The sequence below is a fragment of the Vibrio sp. E150_011 genome, from assembly GCF_053544015.1.
In genome coordinates, this window is the sequence record NZ_JBHFOL010000018.1 from 26,182 (window position 1) to 46,237 (window position 20,056).

Annotated in this window: 19 protein-coding genes; 9 read left to right on the forward strand and 10 right to left on the reverse strand. The window is 44.9% G+C overall.

Annotation, left to right across the window (positions count from 1 at the left end):
• Positions 1-108 precede the first annotated feature (108 nt).
• From ACE1OE_RS20485 to ACE1OE_RS20510, 6 genes are all read right to left on the reverse strand, one after another.
• The gene (locus tag ACE1OE_RS20485; RefSeq protein WP_372061492.1) at positions 109-630 is read right to left on the reverse strand and encodes a DUF3299 domain-containing protein; all 522 of its coding nucleotides are present in this window, start codon (positions 628-630) and stop codon (positions 109-111) included.
• A gap of 10 nt (positions 631-640) precedes the next feature.
• Positions 641-1,900 carry an ABC transporter permease gene (locus ACE1OE_RS20490; RefSeq protein ID WP_372061493.1) on the reverse strand — a complete coding sequence of 420 codons (1,260 nt, stop codon included), beginning with the start codon at positions 1,898-1,900 and terminating at the stop codon, positions 641-643.
• Positions 1,897-2,586 (reverse strand): ABC transporter ATP-binding protein, encoded by a 690-nt coding sequence (locus tag ACE1OE_RS20495; protein WP_102471308.1) that lies wholly within the window; start codon positions 2,584-2,586, stop codon positions 1,897-1,899. Before ACE1OE_RS20495 ends, ACE1OE_RS20490 begins: the two co-directional genes overlap by 4 nt.
• Before the next feature lie 64 nt (positions 2,587-2,650).
• Positions 2,651-3,286, reverse strand: a complete 636-nt coding sequence (zrgA, locus tag ACE1OE_RS20500; RefSeq protein WP_449212126.1) for a zinc uptake protein ZrgA — start codon at positions 3,284-3,286, stop codon at positions 2,651-2,653.
• Positions 3,287-3,342: 56 nt separating this feature from the next.
• Complete coding sequence (locus ACE1OE_RS20505; protein WP_449212127.1) at positions 3,343-3,636, reverse strand: DUF2607 family protein; 294 nt, start codon at positions 3,634-3,636, stop codon at positions 3,343-3,345.
• A gap of 137 nt (positions 3,637-3,773) precedes the next feature.
• Positions 3,774-4,325 (reverse strand): YtfJ family protein, encoded by a 552-nt coding sequence (locus ACE1OE_RS20510; protein ID WP_102471305.1) that lies wholly within the window; start codon positions 4,323-4,325, stop codon positions 3,774-3,776.
• A 277-nt stretch (positions 4,326-4,602) separates the two neighbouring features.
• Here ACE1OE_RS20510 and ACE1OE_RS20515 point away from each other — a divergent pair, with 277 nt between their 5' ends.
• On the forward strand, positions 4,603-4,803 hold the full coding sequence (locus ACE1OE_RS20515) for a DUF1107 family protein (protein WP_102471304.1): 201 nt from the start codon (positions 4,603-4,605) through the stop codon (positions 4,801-4,803).
• A gap of 91 nt (positions 4,804-4,894) precedes the next feature.
• Here the strand turns inward: ACE1OE_RS20515 and msrA are convergent, their stop codons facing one another.
• Positions 4,895-5,515 carry a peptide-methionine (S)-S-oxide reductase MsrA gene (msrA, locus tag ACE1OE_RS20520; protein ID WP_449212128.1) on the reverse strand — a complete coding sequence of 207 codons (621 nt, stop codon included), beginning with the start codon at positions 5,513-5,515 and terminating at the stop codon, positions 4,895-4,897.
• Between the two features lie 167 nt (positions 5,516-5,682).
• Here msrA and tamA point away from each other — a divergent pair, with 167 nt between their 5' ends.
• From tamA to ACE1OE_RS20535, 3 genes are all read left to right on the forward strand, one after another.
• Entirely contained in the window at positions 5,683-7,398 is a 1,716-nt protein-coding gene (tamA, locus tag ACE1OE_RS20525) for an autotransporter assembly complex protein TamA (protein WP_449212129.1), read from the forward strand.
• Positions 7,398-11,171 (forward strand): autotransporter assembly complex protein TamB, encoded by a 3,774-nt coding sequence (tamB, locus tag ACE1OE_RS20530; protein WP_449212156.1) that lies wholly within the window; start codon positions 7,398-7,400, stop codon positions 11,169-11,171. The genes tamA and tamB overlap by 1 nt, the downstream gene beginning before the upstream one ends.
• A gap of 92 nt (positions 11,172-11,263) precedes the next feature.
• A complete protein-coding gene (locus tag ACE1OE_RS20535) occupies positions 11,264-11,614 on the forward strand; it encodes a DUF2799 domain-containing protein (protein WP_449212130.1) in 351 nt (116 codons plus the stop codon).
• Between the two features lie 181 nt (positions 11,615-11,795).
• Here the strand turns inward: ACE1OE_RS20535 and ppa are convergent, their stop codons facing one another.
• Together ppa and fbp are read right to left on the reverse strand one after the other, a co-directional pair.
• Positions 11,796-12,326 (reverse strand): inorganic diphosphatase, encoded by a 531-nt coding sequence (gene ppa, locus ACE1OE_RS20540; protein ID WP_449212131.1) that lies wholly within the window; start codon positions 12,324-12,326, stop codon positions 11,796-11,798.
• Positions 12,327-12,478: 152 nt separating this feature from the next.
• Positions 12,479-13,489 (reverse strand): class 1 fructose-bisphosphatase, encoded by a 1,011-nt coding sequence (gene fbp / locus ACE1OE_RS20545; RefSeq protein ID WP_102471298.1) that lies wholly within the window; start codon positions 13,487-13,489, stop codon positions 12,479-12,481.
• Positions 13,490-13,747: 258 nt separating this feature from the next.
• On the opposite strand from fbp, the gene mpl reads away from it, so the two are divergent.
• The 5 genes from mpl to thiQ all read left to right on the forward strand — a co-directional run bounded on the left by mpl (position 13,748) and on the right by thiQ (position 19,330).
• The gene (mpl, locus tag ACE1OE_RS20550) at positions 13,748-15,097 is read left to right on the forward strand and encodes a UDP-N-acetylmuramate:L-alanyl-gamma-D-glutamyl-meso-diaminopimelate ligase (protein ID WP_372061504.1); all 1,350 of its coding nucleotides are present in this window, start codon (positions 13,748-13,750) and stop codon (positions 15,095-15,097) included.
• Entirely contained in the window at positions 15,097-15,747 is a 651-nt protein-coding gene (locus ACE1OE_RS20555; RefSeq protein WP_372061505.1) for a flavin prenyltransferase UbiX, read from the forward strand. Before mpl ends, ACE1OE_RS20555 begins: the two co-directional genes overlap by 1 nt.
• A gap of 239 nt (positions 15,748-15,986) precedes the next feature.
• Positions 15,987-16,955: a thiamine ABC transporter substrate binding subunit gene (gene thiB / locus ACE1OE_RS20560; RefSeq protein WP_449212157.1), complete on the forward strand. Its 969-nt coding sequence runs from the start codon at positions 15,987-15,989 to the stop codon at positions 16,953-16,955.
• A gap of 66 nt (positions 16,956-17,021) precedes the next feature.
• A complete protein-coding gene (thiP, locus tag ACE1OE_RS20565) occupies positions 17,022-18,617 on the forward strand; it encodes a thiamine/thiamine pyrophosphate ABC transporter permease (RefSeq protein WP_449212132.1) in 1,596 nt (531 codons plus the stop codon).
• A 5-nt stretch (positions 18,618-18,622) separates the two neighbouring features.
• Complete coding sequence (gene thiQ / locus ACE1OE_RS20570) at positions 18,623-19,330, forward strand: thiamine ABC transporter ATP-binding protein (protein WP_449212158.1); 708 nt, start codon at positions 18,623-18,625, stop codon at positions 19,328-19,330.
• A gap of 91 nt (positions 19,331-19,421) precedes the next feature.
• Here the strand turns inward: thiQ and yjgA are convergent, their stop codons facing one another.
• Positions 19,422-19,976 carry a ribosome biogenesis factor YjgA gene (yjgA, locus tag ACE1OE_RS20575; RefSeq protein WP_102471294.1) on the reverse strand — a complete coding sequence of 185 codons (555 nt, stop codon included), beginning with the start codon at positions 19,974-19,976 and terminating at the stop codon, positions 19,422-19,424.
• Positions 19,977-20,056 lie beyond the last annotated feature (80 nt).

A 20,056-nucleotide genomic window follows, 5' to 3' on the forward strand; every position in this document is an offset into this window, starting at 1 on the left:
TGTTGCTCTGTGTTTACATTGGCGTGCTAGCGTATCTCTCTACCTACATTGGCTAAATGAGATACACTAGCAGACGGTTGTTTTCGTTACGCAATTGTTGCGTAGATTCTAGTTGTCATCGTAATCTTCAATGCTGAGGCCTTCAATTAAGTAGCCAGTTTCGGCTAGCTCTGAATTGACGGTCTCTGTTTTCAATGTCCCCACGACGTAGATGACATCCCAAAGTCGATGCACAGGGGCACCTTCTTTAAATTTCACGTAAACGATTTGGTTTGGTGGCGGTGGCGGTACGTGAATACATGCGCCAAAATATGGCACCAGTAGAAACTCGGTAACCGTATCTTCATCCCCTTCTAGCGGAACCACAAATCCAGGGATTTTTACGGTACTGCCATTTAATTCAGGCCTGACTGAGCCGATCATGGATTGCTCCATCTGCCCGCCAGAGTGATTGGTCACCGGCATACCGATCGCATCAAATTGATTACGCTCTGCTTCTGGGATTAAATCAATCCAATCTAGCGTTAAAATCTCACTATCTGTCTGCACATCCTCTTGTGCGATTGCAGGAGCCTGGAGCCCTCCAAATGCCAGAGTGAAGACACACATTGTTCGAACTAATAGGTTCATAAAGGTCTCATCATACACGGATGGTCATACCATCACTTAAAGATTGTTGGTAGGCGCGTAAAGCAGGGAAGAAACCAATAATGATTCCAGCCAACTGCACAAAACCAAGTAATAACCATTCATGGCTAGTGATGCCTGTTAACGCAATATGGATGCCATAATGCGACGCAATGACCGGACTTGCAATGGCCAATAACGCATAAGTTCCTGCAACACCCAATGTGATACCAACGGTTGTTAACACAGTGGCTTCGCTGACCAATAAGGCAAAGACATGTCTTGGTCTGGCTCCCATAGCTCGTAAGATTGCCATCTCACGTCGACGTTCTTGTAAACTCGTCAGTAGGCTAGACAGCATACCCATCAACCCAGCAATCACTACAAAGATCGACACGATGAGCAAAGCTTGTTCGGCGACACTCATTAGTCCCCATAATTCATGCAAAGCAATGCCCGGCATGATGGCACTCAGTGGTTCTTGCTTATAAGTATTGATTTGTCGCTGCAAAGCAAAAGTCTGAATTTTACTCTTTAAACCAACCAACATTGCGGTGATTTGTTTTGGTTGAAAATCCATTTTTTCTAACTGCGCTTTGCTCGGGGCATTGCCTAGGTTGGCACCAGACTCCCATCCGACATGAATCGCCTCAATGGCACCCAGTGAGACATGGACCGTTTTATCGACGGGTGTCCCTGTTGGCGCTAAGATACCAACAACCGTAAAGGGAAGGTTATCATGACGACTAAAACTCACATCGCTGATGCCGTGTGCGATGATGATATCACTGCCTATGTCGTAGCCTAATGACTTCGCGACATCCGATCCCAAAACAGTTTCAAATACCGTATTGAACTCGTGGCCTTTGGCAAAGGTTAATGCTTGTTTTTGGCCATACTGGTAATGCTCAAAATAACTGTGGTCGGTACCCATGACCCTGAAACCTTTATGAGAGTCACCCAGAGAGATTGGAATTGTCCAGTCCACAGCCTTGTGTTGGCTAAATTCTTCATAGCTTTTCCAGTCAATATTATTCGTGGCATTGCCAATGCGAAAAACAGAATATAGCAATAAATTTATTTGACCCGAACGTCCACCTACTATGAGGTCTGTACCAGAAATAGTATTGGCAAAGCTGCTTTTTGCTTGCGTTCGAATACGCTCAACACCCATTAATAAAATCACTGAGATAGCGACGGTCAAGACCGTTAGCATGGCGGTGGTTTTACGATTGAGTAGGCTTTTCCATGCCAGTTTAATCGTGATACTCATGATTGCCTCGCTTGATTGAGATCGGTGAGGTTTTCACTGCGACTAAACAGTGATTCCAGACTTGGATCGTGACTGACAAACACTAGAGTTGAGTGCGCTTTATTGGCTTGTTCCATGAGTAACTCGATGAATGCTTCTCGGTTATCATGATCAAGGGCAGACGTGGGTTCGTCGGCAATTAAAAACTCGGGTTGACCAATCAAAGCACGTGCCGCCGCGACTCTTTGCTGCTGTCCTATGCTCAGTTCAGTGACTGGCTTAACCCACAAATCTTTTGATAGCCTCAATTGTTCAAGTAGATGCTTGGCTTCGTTTTGAATAGAGCCAGAGACTTTATTGCGACGGTGTTGAGAGAACTCGCAAGGTAGGGTCACATTGTCAATCACCGACAAATATGGAATTAAGTTAAATTGTTGAAATATGTAGCCAATGTGGTCGGCACGAAAACGATCACGGTGACGAGACGATAATTGACTCAGTGATTGTCCGAGTGTTTTTATATCGCCAGATGTGGCCGTATTAATACCGGTTAGAAGACTCAACAATGTGGATTTTCCACTACCACTTGGTCCTTTTAAAAACAGGTGTTCGCCTTGCTCAATGATGAGCTCTGGAATCTCAAGTGTTGGAGGCTGATTTTTTTGCCAGCAAAAGGTGACATTGCTTAGCTCAATTACTTTCGTCATAAAGACCTCATTGACGACGCCCTGCATAAAACATACAGGGCGAGGTGACTCAAACGGAATGCGTTTAAAATTTGATTGTGGTCGATGTTGAATTCAGTTCGCGAGCCGACTGGCCTTTATCTGTAAACAAGTTGACGGATACCTTCTCAGTTGAAGGGAAATGAGTAAACCATTGAGTTTCTATTTCTGAGAGGTCTGTCAGGTTCGAACAAGTAAATTGATATTGCACAGTGAATTCACCGTGTCCATCATGCTGGTCGTGGTCGTGGTCGTGGTCGTGGTCGTGGTCGTGGTCGTGGTCGTGGTCACTATGATCGGCGTGATTATCGTGCCCATGGTCGTCATGTCCGTGATCATCATGGTCACTGTGTTCGTCGTGAGCGCTTAACCCATGCTCAATGTGAGTATCAACACTAGTACAGCCGAGTGCGCTAGGTAGCGTGAAGATATTATCAGCTTTTGCTAGGAGCATTTCTGCGTTTGCGATCTTCTTTTTTTCAGCCTCAGTATTCGCGGTATGCTCAAATCCGACGACATCAGCACCTGGTGCAGTAATTTCAAACAATAAATCTTGACCGTCTTGAGCAATGTTCATTGCTACTTGCCCGTGGACATGAGCATCGTGCTGGCGAAATTCGTCATTTGCCATTGCCGTAGAAGAGACAATCATCGTTGCCAGTAAAGTCATACGTAGTTTCATGGTGAGTCCTTGTTAAAAATCTTAGTAAATATATTTATTGGTGTCGGTCGTATGGTTTACAGCGTAGAAGGTGGAGATCGGGCTGAAACAGAAAGAGGCAACGTGTTATCGATACCATGATTCAACACTATCGTTGAGACTGTGTAGGTGACGATAGGCGATACTTTGAGGTCAACAATAGGAAGGGAATGTGTGCCTTTTGCATAGAGCGCGCAGTGATGATGTTGATGATCGCCATGAAAATCATAGCGATGGTCGATTGAAATAAAGTTGATCGATAGTAAGAGCAGGCTCAATGCGAGTGCATAATACAAATGTGTACTCGATGTTGTGGCTGGAGTTTGTGGCACGAATTACGCTCTTCCATGAAAAAGTGAGTGTTATAGTATAACAATCGATAGAATTTGCCAGATGAAACGGTAGGATTGTTTTTATTTTTTGTGAATATAAAAGGGAGACATACTCCCTTTTACCAATGACGCAGGGACTATAAGCTTTGTGTTATTAAACCGAGAACGGATTTAATCTCGTCATCGCTCAGTACGCCTTCTTTTACAAACAGGACTTTACCTGACTTATCTTGCAGAATGATGGCAGAACTTTCTTCTTGTAATTGCCATGCATTGGCAACGAGGCCATGCTCATCGAGTACCATTGAAGACCAAGGGAATTCTTTTTTACTGTCTTCTGCTGAAGACTTAACGAAGGATCCGGTTCCCCAAATCGCATCGTCTTGATTGATAATAGTGGTGGTTTGATAGCTGTCTTCGGGGAATTTAGCGTCGGTAATGGCCGTCATTAACGCTGCATTCATTTTTTTAGAACTACTGCGCCCAGCAATGGCTTGGATGACGCGTACTTTACCGAGCATTTGTTGGCTTTTCCACTCTGTATAATTAATGGTATCACTGTCTAAAATAAGTTCACCGTGCGCTTTGACTGAAACGGAGCGAGCATTGCCACCCACTTGTACATTCGTCGCCATTGCAAGAGTAGGTATAAAGATAAGTGTTAATGACAGGAGAGACTTTAGTTTCATTATTATATTTCCATATTTTTATTAGATTTCGGGCTAACCATAGGCGAGCCTTAGGTTAACTACAACTTATAGAGTTCGATCTGACCAAGATATGTCCTACACTTGATAAAATCACTACAAGCATAACAGTGATTTATAACTTGTTGCAAAGATGTTAATTTTTGTTTTGTCTAATACAAAAGTTCAGGTATACTTCTAGTCAGACGCAAAAGATATTGCGAGACACTTTAAAGGTGTTTGACACTAGATTTACTCAAACGGATATTGAGGTTAGGTTATGCTGCGAAAATTTACGGTTTATCGTCCCAAACAGATAGCAAAATTTGTCAAAACGTTATTCAAAGGGCAATTTTTTATTGCAGGGCTAGGGTTGTTCATGTTTGATAATGGCAAGGTATTGTTGCCTGGCATGGAAGACCGACGCAAATTGGATGCTTTTAAAGAAATTAATGGAGAGATTGCTGCCTTAGCTTTGTAAGTATAAGGCGATCTCATCCCGAGCATTAAAACGCCTCAGACTTGTTCTGAGGCGTTTTTGTTTACTGGGCATCCTTTGGGTTTACGCGCCGTTATTCTGGTGGAAAACAAACGCCAGTGCCGCCTATGCCACAATACCCATTTGGGTTTTTAGCAAGGTATTGCTGATGATACACCTCGGCAAAGTAGTAGTCACTCGCTAGGGCTATTTCTGTTTGAATCGGTCTTGAGTCCCCCAGCGCTGTCTGAAATAAACGAACGCTTGTCTCGACAATATCTCGCTGTGCATCATTGTGGTAATAAATAGCGGAACGATATTGAGTCCCCACATCATTACCTTGACGCATGTCTTGTGTCGGATCATGAGTTTCCCAGAACACTTTAAGAAGCTCCGAAAGACGGATTTGTGTTGTGTCAAAAACAATGCGGACGACCTCTGTGTGTCCAGTCATACCGGAACAAACCTCCTCATAGGTCGGATTAGGCGTATACCCTCCCGCGTATCCAACGGAGGTATTGGTGACCCCGGGTAGTTGCCAAAACACTCGCTCTGCTCCCCAAAAACACCCTAAGCCAACAATGATGCTGTCTTCATCATTCGTTAAAGGCGCCTGTAAATCATTATGATAGATATAGTGTGGTTCCATTGTCGCGATGGCGCTTTCCCTACCAGGAAGGGCTTGTTGTTTGGTGATCATGTCTGTTTTTCGCATGAGTTCTTCCTTTTTTGGACTACTATAGTGAGACAACATCGCTAACAGTCGTATGAAAATGATACTTTTCGATCGGTATGGGTTGTTAGATAAAGACTTACAAATTGAACAAGGTTATCATTCAAACTAATAACAAAAATAGCGAATTTCAGTCTCGATAATAAAGCATGATAAAGAGAGTTTTTCCACCGCTAATGTTTATGCTCGCGTCCATGTCAGTGATGGCAAAGGATGAGATTAGCCTGAACATCAATGGATTGAGCGGCCCCTTGCAAGATAATGTGGATGCGTATGTGTCTGCCATTTCACCGAGTGAATATTCAACATCACTGCGTTTTCAGTCACGCCTGACCAAAGACATTGATGTTGCTCTCAGTGCTTTAGGCTATTACCACGCCAAAAGTGATTTCTCAGTGAACGACAAGCAAGATGAGTTGACGGTGACAGTAACGCCGGGCGAACCTATGCGCGTCAAACTGATGGATATTGTTTTGACAGGTGAAGCGAAAGACGATGCCGACTTTTTGCGTCTTATCAGAGTGACACCGCTCAAAGAAGGTCAAGTTCTTAACCATAGTCAATATGACTCATTGAAATCTAGTATTCGTAACCTCGCTTTGCGAAAAGGGTACTTTGATGGTACTTATTCGTTGAGTCGCCTCGAGGTCGTTCCTGAGCTCAATCAAGCTTTTATTCGTTTGCATTTTGATAGTGGGATTCGCTATCAATTTGGGCAGGCAACGATTACAGGAAGTCAGATCGATATTGATAGAGTGCAGTCTTTACAGCCTTATAAAAGTGGAGATTTCTACCAAGTCGGGAAGGTGGGAGAGCATAACCAAAACCTATCAAATACAGAATGGTTCTCTTCGGTTTTCGTTGAACCTGATCTCACTCAGGTGGGTAACGGCCGTGAAATACCGATGAAGGTATCCTTGGCGCCACAAGTAAAAAATCAATTTGAAACCGGTTTAGGCTATTCAACCGATGTTGGCGCTAAGGTTAAGTTCAAATGGAAGAAACCGTGGATTAACCAACGCGGGCATAGCTTCAATACTAGCCTCGATCTTTCTATTCCTGAGCAACAGGTAACAGCAGCTTATAAAATTCCGTTAGACGATGTATTAAAGGATTATTACGTCATCCAATATGGCCTAAAAAATGTCAATCGTAGTGATAAGAAAACCTTGGAATCTAACCTAGCATTTGAGCGCCATTGGGTGCTTGACCGAGGTTGGCATCGTACTGCCTATATCCGTTACCTTGTTGAAGACTACGAACGAAATTTAGAAGGTGATGTTGGGCAGTTTGTTTTGCCGGGCTTGTCCTACTCACGAGTCGTCTCTCGAGGAGGCGTATTGCCGATGAGTGGTAACAAGCAAACCATAATGTTTGAGGTCGGCGACAAACGAGCACTCTCCGAAACCTCGGTATTCAGAATGCGAGGCACCTCTACCTGGATCAGCAGCATTGGTGAAAATCATCGTGGTCTCTTTAAGATTGACTTGGGCGCCAATATCGCCGATGACCCTTCTAAGCTTTCCCCATCATTGCGTTTTTACGCTGGTGGTGACAACAGCATTAGGGGTTACGATTATGAAAGTATTTCTCCAGTAGATTCTGCCGGTAATAAAACGGGTGGCCAATACTTAGCAACCAGCTCATTAGAATATCAATATCGAATATACAACGATTGGTGGGCGGCCACATTCTTTGATATTGGTGATGCCTTTGACGATTCGCCTGTTTGGAAGCGAGGGGCGGGTGTTGGAATCCGTTGGGTCTCTCCGGTTGGTCCAATTAAATTTGATTTTGCAAAAGGGTTGGATGACAAACCGCAAGCAGAATGGCGAATTCACTTTAGTTTAGGGCCAGAGTTATGATGTTAAAAGTTTGGCGCGTAACAAAGTGGGTGTCATTGACACTGACAGCGCTATTGGTATTGATCTTGGCGTTGATTGCGTTTGCTCTTTTTACAAACAAAGGGTTAACCACGATTTTATGGGGGGCGAACCAAGCCCTACCAGAATTAAAGGTAGAGTCGGCAGAAGGGGCGTTGTTTCCTAAGTTTACACTGAACAACGTTTCGTTTAAGGATGAGTCGTTGTTTATTGACCTGAAGGCCGATTCATTAACGCTTGCCGTGGATCTAAATTGCCTTAGCGATCCCAGAGTTTGTGTTAACGAGTTATCTGTTCAAGGTCTAGACTTTTCGATGCCTGAGGTTGCTCCTAGCGATACTCCTCCGGAGCCTAGTGAGCCGTTAACGTCCATCTCGACACCCATTCCGTTGGCCATTGGTATGGTGAACTTAAGTGATATTAAACTTAATATTTTGGGCACTAACGTTAGCTGGGATACCTTTACTACCTCATTAGCCATGACGGGTTCAAAGCTTTCGATTGGTAAAACACAGCTTACAACACCAGTGGTGTCTTTACCTGCGAGTGATGCCGCGCCGGAGGCGCCTGAACCGACAACTGCGCAAGCGCCTCAAGAAGAACAAACGAAACAAGCAATTCAGCTTCCAGAAGTGCTCATACCCTTGTTAGTCGAGATTACACGTATTGATATTTACGATTTTACTCTTCAACAAGAAGAGCCTGTGATCGTTAATCATTTGGGGTTGCAGGGCTCTGCTGGTAAGCATGATGTGCGTGTCAAAACCCTTGAATTAGATATGCCGCAGATCGACGCATCGCTGTCAGGCAATATTGCTTTAAACAATGATTATCCACTCGACCTCATTCTAAACGCTCACCTAAAAGAAACCGATTTGGCTGGACAAAAGCTGGCGCTGACTGCGGATGGTAGTGTAGGAAAGTTGCGTTTAAATAGTGAGTTTTCTGGCATCATTGATGCGGAGTTATCTGGTGATTTGCAACCCCTTGAACCGACATTACCTTTTGATTTCATCTTAACCGATGGTAAGGCTTCGTGGCCATTAAATGGGGAAAGCGAGTATAAAGTTGCAATAGATAAGCTACTGGCAAAAGGCTCACTGGATGGCTATGAGATTAATTTGCAAACACAGGCATCGGGAAAGCAAATACCGGATGTCAGTGTTGATGTACAAGGTCGCGGTGATCTGACACAAATTAGCCTTGAAACCTTAAAGCTGGATACATTGGGCGGCAGCGTTGAGGGGGCCGTGATGGCGAATTGGGAAGCGCCAGTGAACTGGAAAGCGGATGTTGCGCTGTCCCACATTCAACCCGGCTTACAGTGGCCTGAAGCCGAAGGTGATATCAGTGGTCAATTAGTGACGTCTGGTGAATTGACCGATGCTGGTGGCTGGAAAGTTCAAGTTCCTAAATTAGATATAGTCGGCATATTACGAGAGTATCCTTTATTGATTAAAGGCCAGCTTGATGCTTCAGATGTTACAGGAAAAGGACAATTTAAAGTCGATACGAAGGGGTTATCGCTTGCCCATGGCCCTAACCAACTCAGTGCTAAAGGGAATCTCAACAGCGCGTGGAATATGGATGTAGCGATTAACTTTCCTGATATAGCTAAGACTGTACCAGAGTTACAGGGCTTGTTAATGGGGAATATCGGCCTAAAAGGCAAGATGAAAGAGCCTAATATCTCACTTGATCTTCGAGTCGAAAAGGTGAAATGGGAGCAAGAGGCCAGTATTGAGCAGCTGTCACTTTCTGGTGATGCCCAACCGCTACCGATAGAGAAGGCTAAGGCCAATATTCGCCTTCAAGCTTCTGATATTCAATATCAGGATCAGCGTATAGATTCGGTGGATTTAGCCTTACAAGGTACACAGGCGGAACATGAATTAAATTTGGATATGGTTTCAAGCTTATTATCCGCCAAGTTGAAAGTTATTGGGGCCTTAGTCGATAAGCCAAGTCTAATATGGAGTGGAGAGTTGGCAAGCGCTCACTTTGAAACGGAGCAAGGACCACTCGATCTTCAACAACCTATCCAAGTAAAAGTGGATGTTGAGAAGCAGGTTGCTGATGTGAGTGCACACTGTTGGGCTCAGTCGAGTTCGCGGATATGTTTAGAAAAAGATATTCAAGCCGGAGCCTCTGGAGAGGCGTTGGTGACACTGAAAAACTTCAACTTCGAACAAATCAAAGCTTATGTACCCAAGCAAACGGATCTTGAAGGAACCGTGAATGCCACAGTTTGGGCAAAATGGGCTCCTGATGTCTCCCCAGAGCTGAAATTGGATGTAAATATACCCAAAGGACAAGTGACACAAAAGTTAGAGTCGCCGCTTGTATTAGGGTGGGAAAGCATTCAATTAAAAGCCGACTTAGCCAATGATGAACTCAATGCGTCTTGGTTGTTGGATGTAACGGATAATGGTGACCTATCTGGAAAGGTCACCCTACCGGATGTCTTAGCTGAAGATAAGCAAATTGACGGTGAACTGGACCTCACCACTTTTAATCTCGACTTTTTACAACCGATAGTCGGTGAGTTCAACCAGCTTAAAGCCAACTTGAGTTCTTCAATTAAGATAAAAGGTGATGTCCTTCACCCTCAAGTATACGGTGACTTCAAGATCGCTGATTTGTCGCTTCAAGGTGATATATCACCAATAGAGGTGGAATCGGGTGACGTCGTCCTTAACCTCGATGGGTATGATGGGACTTTAGATGCCAAGATCCAAACCAATGACGGTGAGTTGTTGGTGAACGGCGATGGTAACTGGCGAGACCTTGATAATTGGCGCAGTAAGATTCGTGTGTTTGCAGATGAATTGAATGTTGACGTACCGCCAATGGTCAAAGTCAAAGTCGTGCCTGATATGACTATTGAAGCCACGCCCAAACTCGCTAAGGTGACGGGGACGATTGCTTTGCCATGGGGCCGAATAACCGTTGAAGAGCTTCCACCAAGTGCGGTTGCTGTATCGGGCGATCAGGTGGTGCTAAATGCTGATATGACACCACAAGAAGACAATGAGCAGGTTCCTTTCAATATTGAAACGGATGTTGCCATCTCCATTGGCAATGACTTTACAGTCTCTGCCTTTGGTCTTAAAGGTGGCTTACAAGGCAAGCTGCATGTGTCCCAAAAAGACAAAGGGCCATTTGTTCAAGGTGAGGTGAACATCGTCAACGGTTCTTACAGCTCATTTGGACAAGACTTACTGATCGACGAAGGTAAGATATTGATGACGGGTCCAGTGGACCAGCCCTACGTAAATATTAAAGCCATTCGAAACCCTGATACGACAGCGGATGATGTCACGGCTGGTGTTAAAGTCACGGGGCTCGCAAGTGAACCTAAAATAGAAATATTCTCCGATCCGGTCATGCAACAAGCTAATGCGTTGTCATATTTGCTTCGTGGCCAAGATATTGATGGTGAGACAGGAGGCAATGCCCTAACCACGACCTTGATTGGCTTAAGCTTAGCAAAAAGCGGAAAAGTGGTGGGTGAAATTGGCCAAGCGTTTGGTGTGAAAGATTTACAGTTGGATACGGCCGGATCTGGGGATGACTCTCAAGTGACGGTGAGTGGCTATGTATTGCCTGGCTTACAGGTTAAATATGGCGTGGGCATCTTTAACTCTTTGGGTGAGTTCACCGTCCGTTATCGTATAATTGAAGACTTTTATGTTGAAGCGATTTCTGGCCTGTATAGCTCTGTGATATTCCTGTATCAATTTGAAGTGGAATAATGCTCGGTGTGGAACGAGTGGCTATTTAGATTCAGTGCTAAAGTTAAAGCATGTTTACATAATTAGCGATGGGCGCTTTCACGGAGTGAACGATGAAAAATTACATTGTGATGGTCATTGGATTTATGATGGTAGGGTGCGTACAACTGCAGCCACCAATAGCCACTGAAAGCGAAGCATGGCAAGATTTTGGTCAGGCTTGGGCGCTGAAAGGTTACGTCATCAAAAGTGACAATGAGCTGAAAGAGGACTCTCCGCCCTTGACCAGTGCGCAGTACAAGGCATACCAAGTGGGTTATCAAGCGGGCAAAGATGAGTACTGCCAACAAGATCCTTTTGTTATGGGATTGAATGGTAGGATTTATTACGGTATCTGCAACGATGTTAATCGTCGTTTTTCAGAAGAATATAACCGAGGAAAGCAGTCTAGAGCTAAGCGATGAAACCCGTGACGACACTCTGGATGATTACCTGAAAACGGTGATTAGCTTAACCGACAATTACTCGAAACGATCGCTACTCGAAACGATAGCTACTTGAAACAATAATTACTTGAAGCGATAACTGCTCACATCGGTTTACCATCAATTAAAAGCGCTCGTCCAGAGCGCTTTTTTGATCAATCTATTTCTTTTGTGCTCGCTCGTAAGAGGTGAGGATTTCATCACGGGCAGCCTGAGCATCAGCCCAACCTTCAACCTTCACCCATTTCCCCACTTCGAGTTCTTTGTATCGTTCAAAAAACTGTGTGATCTGAGCTTTAAGTAACACGGGAATGTCATCGACGTCTTGAATGTGCTCATACTCTTTTGAAATTTTGCTGTGCGGAACCGCGAAAATCTTTGCGTCTTCGCCAGACTCGTCGGTCATCTTCAACACACCAACAGGGCGACAACGAATCACGGCACCAGGGATGAGTGGGTATGGGGTTGGCACTAACACGTCTACGGGATCACCATCGAGTGAGAGCGTGTCATTAACGTAGCCGTAGTTGCATGGATAAAACATGGGTGCAGACATAAAACGGTCGATGAATATGGCGCCAGAATCTTTGTCGACTTCATATTTGATAGGGTCTGCGTTGGCAGGGATCTCAATGACAACATAGATGTCATCAGGTAATGATTTACCTGCAGGTACATGGTTTAAGCTCATTTGGACATTCCTTCTTTATTCTAAATCCCTATAGATACTAAGGATAGGCGTTGTAGTTCCAATGGGTTAAACAAAGTATATACGCTTAAAATACAAACAAAAAGTGCCTCATTGAGAGGCACTTCGAATTTATATTACTCAGAATTAAATGATTATTCTGGGTATTCAGTTAGGAAAGATTCGACTTTCTCTACCATGACCTTAGAGCCTACAAAGAACGGAACGCGCTCGTGTAATTCTGTTGGTTTTATGTCCATGATACGTTGCTTACCATCGGACGCGATGCCGCCAGCTTGCTCCATAATGAACGCCATTGGGTTGCACTCATAAAGCAAACGAAGCTTACCGCTTGGGTGGCTTTGTGTGCTTGGGTACAGATAGATGCCGCCTTTCAAAAGGTTGCGGTGAAAATCTGACACCAATGAACCAATGTAGCGAGAGGTATACGGGCGATTCTCTGAAGGTTCATTTTCTTGGCAGTATTTAATGTACTTCTTTACACCCATCGGGAAGCGAATGTAGTTCCCTTCATTTATTGAATAAATAGAACCATCTTGAGGAATCATCATGTTTTCATGAGAAAGACAGAACGTGCCGATGGATGGATCGTAAGTAAAGCCATTAACGCCCTTACCTGTGGTGTAAACCAGCATGGTTGATGAACCATAAACCACATAACCCGCAGCAACCTGTTTATTACCTGGTTGTAAAAAATCTTCTTGTGTTGGCGGTGTACCAATCGGAGACACACGACGATAAATCGAGAAGATGGTACCAACCGACACGTTAACGTCGATATTTGAAGAACCATCAAGTGGGTCCATCAGTACAACGTATTTTGCATTCTTATTAAGTTCTTTGTTGAATGCTACGGCTTCATCTTCTTCTTCACTGGCTACGCCACACACTTGGTCACGAGCTTCAAGTGCTGCTTTGAACTTGTCATTAGCATAAAGGTCTAGTTTTTGCTGAGCTTCACCTTGAACATTCTCCGTACCGACGGCTCCGGTAATGTCGACCAAACCCGCTTTGTTGATTTCTCGGTTTACAATCTTAGCGGCAAGTCGAATTGAAGAAATTAGGGATGATAAATCACCACTGGCGTGGGGGAAGTCGTGCTGTTTCTCAACAATAAACTCGCCTAGGGTGCGCATTTCAGACATGGATTTTCCTTTAATCTACTAACTATTATCTTGGGGGAGGAGTGCAGATGGATGATTTGGGGGTATTCATCTACACGCATGAAATATTGTAGGGCTCAGAACTTTTTAATGGTAATGAAGTAACCGTTATAAACGCTCTATTTGTATGATGAATGTCACAAAACGCCGCGTAACTGTTAACTTCCTCGCTTTTATAGCGTGGTTTGGGTATATATAGCGAAAGCGAGAAAGACGCACACGAACAAAAGAGAACTCGACATGCATATTCATATTCTTGGTATTTGTGGCACCTTCATGGGTGGCGCTGCCGTTTTAGCTCAACAATTAGGTCATAGAGTTACCGGCAGTGATGCCAATGTTTATCCACCGATGAGCACGCTCCTGCAATCTCAAGGAATTGAGATTATTGAGGGCTTTGATCCAAGCCAGCTAGACCCTGCACCCGACTTAGTAGTGATTGGCAATGCCATGAGCCGAGGTAATCCTTGCGTTGAATATGTATTGAACAGAAACCTAAAATACACCTCGGGCCCGCAGTGGTTGCAAGAGTTTTTATTGCATGATCGTTGGGTTATTGCTGTCTCGGGAACGCATGGAAAAACCACGACATCCAGCATGTTGAGCTGGATTTTAGAAGACTGTGGTTATCAACCAGGCTTCTTAGTAGGGGGGGTATTGGGGAACTTTGGTCAATCGGCTCGCTTAGGGGAATCGATGTTTTTTGTTGTCGAGGCTGATGAATACGATAGTGCATTCTTTGATAAGCGTTCTAAGTTTGTTCACTATCATCCACGTACGCTCATTATGAACAACCTTGAGTTTGATCATGCTGATATTTTCGATGATCTAGAGGCAATAAAACGTCAATTCCATCATTTAGTTCGAACGGTTCCTGGTAATGGCCGTATCTTAGCGCCCTCTGCCGATAGCGGAATTCAAGATGTCCTTGGGCGTGGCTGCTGGAGTGAGGTGGAACATACCGGTGAATCGGCGGATTGGCATGCTGTTAAGCAACAAAAAGATGGCTCTCATTTTGACGTATATTTGCACGGCGAAAAAGTGGGTACCGTGCGCTGGGATTTAGTGGGCGACCATAACGTCGACAATGCACTGATGGCCATCGCGGGCGCGAGGCACGTTGGTGTGACCCCTGAACTTGCTTGTGCAGCCTTAGGTCAATTTATTAACACTAAGCGTCGACTTGAGTTTAAGGGGGAAGTGAACCAAATCTCGCTTTATGATGATTTTGCTCACCATCCAACCGCAATAACGCTGACCCTTGATGGTTTGAGAAACAAGGTCGGTGATAAGCGAATTTTAGCCGTGTTAGAGCCTCGCTCTGCCACAATGAAGCGGGGCGTACATAAAGATAAATTGGCCGAATCTCTTAAGGATGCGGATGAAATCTTCTTGCTCCAACCCGATAATATCGATTGGTCCGTCGCTGACATCGCTGCGCAATGTGCTCAACCTTGTGAGGTTAGAGAGAGTGTTGATGAGCTGGTTCAAGCCATCCAATCGAAAGCTCAGGCTGGAGATCAAATATTGGTTATGAGCAATGGCGGTTTTGGTGGCATTCACCCTAAGTTATTGGAGGCATTGGCGTAATGAACCCTAACAGCATCACAGGTGTTAACGGCACTCATGATAAAGCCATCACCCTTGCCTTTACTGGCGCGTCAGGCGCACCTTATGGCATGCGACTACTAGAGTGTCTATTGGGAGCAGGTTACACGGTTCATCTGCTTATCTCCTCGGCCGCTCGTGTCGTATTGGCAACCGAACATGATATCAAGTTACCCAGCGGGCCTGAAGCGGCGCATAAGGTACTGGTGGCTCAACTCAATTGTCAGCCTGAAAAACTGATAGTGTGTGGCAAGGAAGATTGGTTTTCACCTGTAGCGTCTGGGTCTGCCGCGCCTAAGCAAATGATCATTTGTCCTTGTTCTGCGGGGAGCGTAGCGGCGATTGCACATGGTATGTCGGATAATCTCATTGAGCGTGCGGCTGATGTCGTACTCAAAGAGCGTGGGCAACTGTTGTTAGTCGTGCGTGAAACACCGTTTTCGACCCTGCATTTAGAAAACATGCACAAGCTATCGCAAATGGGGGTGACGATCATGCCGGCCGCTCCTGGGTTTTATCATCAGCCTAAAAGCATCGATGACTTGGTCGATTTTATTGTCGCCCGTGTCTTAGATCACATGGGGATTGCGCAAGCGTTAGTTCCTCGCTGGGGATATGATCAGAGGCAATAGAATAGCGTTGGTGAATTTGTGACGTAACAGTTACAATTCAGCGTCGATAATGTTGCCCAGCGCAAGCTGCGGTGAGATCAGTCACCAAGCTGTTGCTGGCTGATCGCTGGGCAAGATCACGAGCAATGGCAACGAAACGACCGATATTAAGGTTGTGCTTATGGAACGCAGAATAATAACTAAGGACAGAATCAGTGAACTCCCCCCGCTTATTTAATTTTACTATTTCCAAAGTCGCGATGGCGGCTTCTCTTCTTGGTGCCGCCCAGCTGGCGAATGCATCAACACTAACCGTGTACACGTATGATTCTTTTGCATCAGATTGGGGCCCGGGCCCAGCAATAGAGGAAGCGTTCGAGGCACAATGTGGCTGTGATTTGCAATTTGTTGCCTTGGATGATGGTGTCTCGATACTGAATCGATTACGTTTAGAAGGCGCATCGACGAAAGCCGATGTTGTGTTGGGGCTTGATAACAATTTAATGAGCGAAGCCAAGTCATCCGGTTTGCTGTCAGAACACCAAGTTGATACTAGCGCACTGACGCTCCCAAATGGTTGGACAGATAAGACGTTTGTCCCATTTGACTATGGCTACTTTGCGTTTGTTTACAACAAAGAAAAAGTGAAAAACCCGCCAACAAGCCTGAAAGCACTGATTGAGGATCGTGACGATCTCAGCGTGATTTATCAAGATCCAAGAACCTCTACGCCTGGTCAAGGTCTGCTGCTGTGGATCAAATCAGTTTATGGTGATCAAGCAAGTGAGGCATGGCAACAGCTCGCGAAAAAAACAGTGACAGTAACCAAGGGTTGGTCTGAAGCCTATTCCATGTTTTTAGAAGGAGAGGCCGACTTGGTGTTGTCGTATACCACATCTCCTGCCTATCACGTTATCGCTGAAAAAGATGAACGGTTTGTGGCGGCTAACTTCTCAGAAGGGCACTACACACAAGTAGAGGTGGCGGCTAAGGTCGCAAGTACTAAAAACAGTGAACTAGCGGATGCCTTTATGCAGTTTGTGGTATCGGAAGACTTCCAATCTCAGATACCGACAGGAAACTGGATGTACCCAGTTATCGATAGCGAGTTACCTGCTGGCTTTGATACGCTAACATTGCCGGCCAAAGCGTTGGCTTTTAGCCCAGATGAAGTGGCAGAAAATCGAAAAACGTGGATTCGTGAATGGCAATCTGCGCTTATTAAGTAGCGCCACCATTGACTCAACTCATCATTATTAAGCGGCCCATATTAGGCCGCTTTTTTCGAGGTATTTGTGATACGTACACCTAAAACCGGTATCGTGATTGTCTTCATTATTGCCGCTTATGTATTGGCATCGCTGTGGGCATTATTATCCTATTCGTCGTTGGGCAATTTCAGTGACTTGATGACCGATGCTTATTACCTGCATGTTGCCAAATTCAGCTTCTATCAAGCCTCGCTATCCACGTTATTAAGCGTGGGTTTTGCTTTGCCAGTGGCACATGCACTATCACGTCGGCAATTTATAGGTCGAGGATTACTACTTAAGGTTTTTGGTACTACGTTGGTCCTTCCGGTATTGGTGGGGGTGTTTGGTATTATTGCCATGTATGGCAATCAAGGCGTTCTTGCACAATTTTTGAGTGTGTTTGATGCCAAGCTCCCTTTCTCAATCTACGGTTTGAACGGCATTCTTATTGCGCATGTTTTCTTTAATCTGCCTTTTTCAACTCGTTTATTATTAATGACGATTGAAAGTGTACCAACAGAACAGCGGCGCCTTGCTAAGCATCTAGGAATGAGTAGCTGGACATGCTTCAAGTTGGTGGAATGGCCGAGAATAAAACAACACCTTCCCCATATTATCGGGCTGGTATTCATGCTTTGCTTCACCAGTTTTGCCACGGTGATGGCGCTGGGTGGGGGGCCTAAGGCAACGACGATTGAACTCGCGATATATCAGGCAATTAAATTCGACTTTGATCTACAGGTAGGCGCTGTATTAGCTATTTGGCAAATGGCGATATGCTCTTTATTAGTGCTGTTCGTTGGGCGTTTTAGCCGAGTTGTTGAGGGGGGCAGTACATTTGGTGTTGCCTCTTTGATTCAGCCTTTGGATTCTTGGCGAAAAAGGGTGTGGGATACCTTTTGGATCATGGTAAGCCTTTTACTTGTCGCCCCGCCGTTATTGATGGTGATCATCGCAGGACTCAATCAAAAAATATTCGATGTATTGACAGACGTGGTGTTTTGGCAGTCATTTTTTTCGTCAATTCAGGTTGCCTTTGTATCCGCGACTATTGCGCTCGTTGCGGGTGTGTTGATACTAAGCTCGACGCGAATGTTAAGGCTGAAAGAGCAATTACGCTTGGCGGATAAGATTGAATTGGTGGGGACGGTAATTTTAGTCACACCAGCATTGGTATTGAGTACGGCAACGTTTCTTATGCTTCGCGGGGTCACGGATGTGTTTAGTTTAGCCGTGGTTATTGTTGTCTTGGTGAATGCGTTAATGGCGCTACCTTTTGTGATTAAAACCTTGAATCAACCTATGCTTCAACTCGCCACACAGTACCATTTACTCTGGCAAAGTCTTGGTATTCTTGGTGTTGCCCGGTTTTTCAGTATGGAGTGGCGAGCGCTAAGAGCGCCACTGATGCATGCTTTTTCAATGAGCTTTATTTTATCGCTGGGGGATTTAACCGTGATTGCATTGTTTGGTAGTCAGGACTTTAAAACATTGCCGTTATACCTTTATCAATTATTGGGCAGCTATCAAATGCAAGCCGCGGCCGTGGTGTCGTTAGTACTTTTTACTGTCAGTATCGGCATGTTTTCATTGACCGAGCGATTAGTCGTGAAAGATAAGCAAAGGAGCGCATTGTGAGTATGATGTTGGAGCTGAATCAAACGAAATATCGATATCATCAGGATTGGTTTGAGTTCTCCTTATGTGTCAATAAAGGCGACATTGTGGCTTTGATTGGCCCGAGTGGGGCGGGGAAGTCGACGTTATTGGCGATGGTCTCTGGTTTTTGTGAACCTGAATCAGGGGATATTCTTGCTGCCGGAAAGTCATTGCTACCATTAGAGCCCCATCAACGCCCATTAGCGATGCTATTCCAGGACCATAACCTTTTTGAGCATCTAACCGTACAAGAAAACATTGCGTTGGGTGTGCGCTCTTCTTTAAAAATGACGCCAGAGGTGGTTCAGAAGGTGACCGAGGCTGCCAGTAAGGTGGGACTACAAGATTACCTACATAGACTACCTGGTGAGCTTTCTGGGGGGCAAAAACAACGCGTGGCGTTGGCGAGGTGCTTTGTTCAGTCTCGGCCTATTTGGTTGTTAGACGAGCCGTTCTCAGCGTTGGATCCATTGTTAAGAAAGGAGATGCTTTCGGTCGTCAAAACACTGGCTCAAGAAAACGAGATTACCGTAATCATGGTTACCCATCATTTAAATGACGCTAAGGCGATTGCTCATCGTTTTGCTTTTCTGTCCAATGGCAAGATTTTTGAGACGGGAGACATCAATGAACTGGATAGTCTGCATGAGAATGCGGAGCTAGCGGAGTTTGTGCTTGCTGCTCATCATTAATGGTGCGCTATCCATTTTTTAGGTGCTCAAGATGAACGTCACAGGAAGAGCTGGCAGTGAGTGATTGTCCCGCTCACTGCCTAAATCCATATTACTCGGCTTGGTCTTGTGCTTGGTCTTCTTCTTTTGCGACTTCTTCCGCTTTCAGTGCTTGGAAAATTTCACGGTAAGCCTTAGCCGGTTTAGATGCTGACTTTTCTTTCTTGGCTTGGCGAGCCAATTGGCGTAAACGATGGCGGTCAAGGTTTGGATACGTCTCCATTGCTTCTGCAATCGCGGTATCGCCTTCTTCGACAATCTTGTCTCTGAGCTCTTCCAGTTTATGGAAAGCCGCGGTCAGTTGAGAGTGCTTGTTACGTAGCTTATCTAGCGCGGCTTGAATTGGCTCAGGGTCGATATTACGCATGACCTTACCAATGTATTGTAACTGGCGACGTCGAGCTTCATTTTTAAAGCGCTGCGCGTCTTTGATTGCATCTCTTAGGTCATCGCTTAGTGGGAATTTTGCCAACGCGGAAGGCTTCAACTCTACAAGCTCTTCGCCTAATTTTTGCAACGCTTCCATGTCGTTTTTCATTTCGGTTCTACTTACCCAAATGATTTCTTCTTCCTCTTCCCAAGGTGCTTTCTGATTTTTGCGAGCCATGTTTTCTGCCTATATCACTATCTCGTTACGAATATTGGCTATTTTAGCAAGAAATCTGGGGAGAAAGCGAAAAGCTTGTT

What these genes read in the sequence shown, in the direction of transcription:
- ACE1OE_RS20485 (WP_372061492.1), bottom strand. Translation starts at nt 630, where the DNA reads ATGAACCTATTAGTTCGAACAATGTGTGTCTTCACTCTGGCATTTGGA.
- ACE1OE_RS20490 (WP_372061493.1), bottom strand. Translation starts at nt 1,900, where the DNA reads ATGAGTATCACGATTAAACTGGCATGGAAAAGCCTACTCAATCGTAAA.
- ACE1OE_RS20495 (WP_102471308.1), bottom strand. Translation starts at nt 2,586, where the DNA reads ATGACGAAAGTAATTGAGCTAAGCAATGTCACCTTTTGCTGGCAAAAA.
- zrgA (WP_449212126.1), bottom strand. Translation starts at nt 3,286, where the DNA reads ATGAAACTACGTATGACTTTACTGGCAACGATGATTGTCTCTTCTACG.
- ACE1OE_RS20510 (WP_102471305.1), bottom strand. Translation starts at nt 4,325, where the DNA reads ATGAAACTAAAGTCTCTCCTGTCATTAACACTTATCTTTATACCTACT.
- ACE1OE_RS20515 (WP_102471304.1), top strand. Translation starts at nt 4,603, where the DNA reads ATGCTGCGAAAATTTACGGTTTATCGTCCCAAACAGATAGCAAAATTT.
- msrA (WP_449212128.1), bottom strand. Translation starts at nt 5,515, where the DNA reads ATGCGAAAAACAGACATGATCACCAAACAACAAGCCCTTCCTGGTAGG.
- tamA (WP_449212129.1), top strand. Translation starts at nt 5,683, where the DNA reads ATGATAAAGAGAGTTTTTCCACCGCTAATGTTTATGCTCGCGTCCATG.
- tamB (WP_449212156.1), top strand. Translation starts at nt 7,398, where the DNA reads ATGTTAAAAGTTTGGCGCGTAACAAAGTGGGTGTCATTGACACTGACA.
- ACE1OE_RS20535 (WP_449212130.1), top strand. Translation starts at nt 11,264, where the DNA reads ATGAAAAATTACATTGTGATGGTCATTGGATTTATGATGGTAGGGTGC.
- ppa (WP_449212131.1), bottom strand. Translation starts at nt 12,326, where the DNA reads ATGAGCTTAAACCATGTACCTGCAGGTAAATCATTACCTGATGACATC.
- fbp (WP_102471298.1), bottom strand. Translation starts at nt 13,489, where the DNA reads ATGTCTGAAATGCGCACCCTAGGCGAGTTTATTGTTGAGAAACAGCAC.
- mpl (WP_372061504.1), top strand. Translation starts at nt 13,748, where the DNA reads ATGCATATTCATATTCTTGGTATTTGTGGCACCTTCATGGGTGGCGCT.
- ACE1OE_RS20555 (WP_372061505.1), top strand. Translation starts at nt 15,097, where the DNA reads ATGAACCCTAACAGCATCACAGGTGTTAACGGCACTCATGATAAAGCC.
- thiB (WP_449212157.1), top strand. Translation starts at nt 15,987, where the DNA reads ATGGCGGCTTCTCTTCTTGGTGCCGCCCAGCTGGCGAATGCATCAACA.
- thiQ (WP_449212158.1), top strand. Translation starts at nt 18,623, where the DNA reads ATGTTGGAGCTGAATCAAACGAAATATCGATATCATCAGGATTGGTTT.
- yjgA (WP_102471294.1), bottom strand. Translation starts at nt 19,976, where the DNA reads ATGGCTCGCAAAAATCAGAAAGCACCTTGGGAAGAGGAAGAAGAAATC.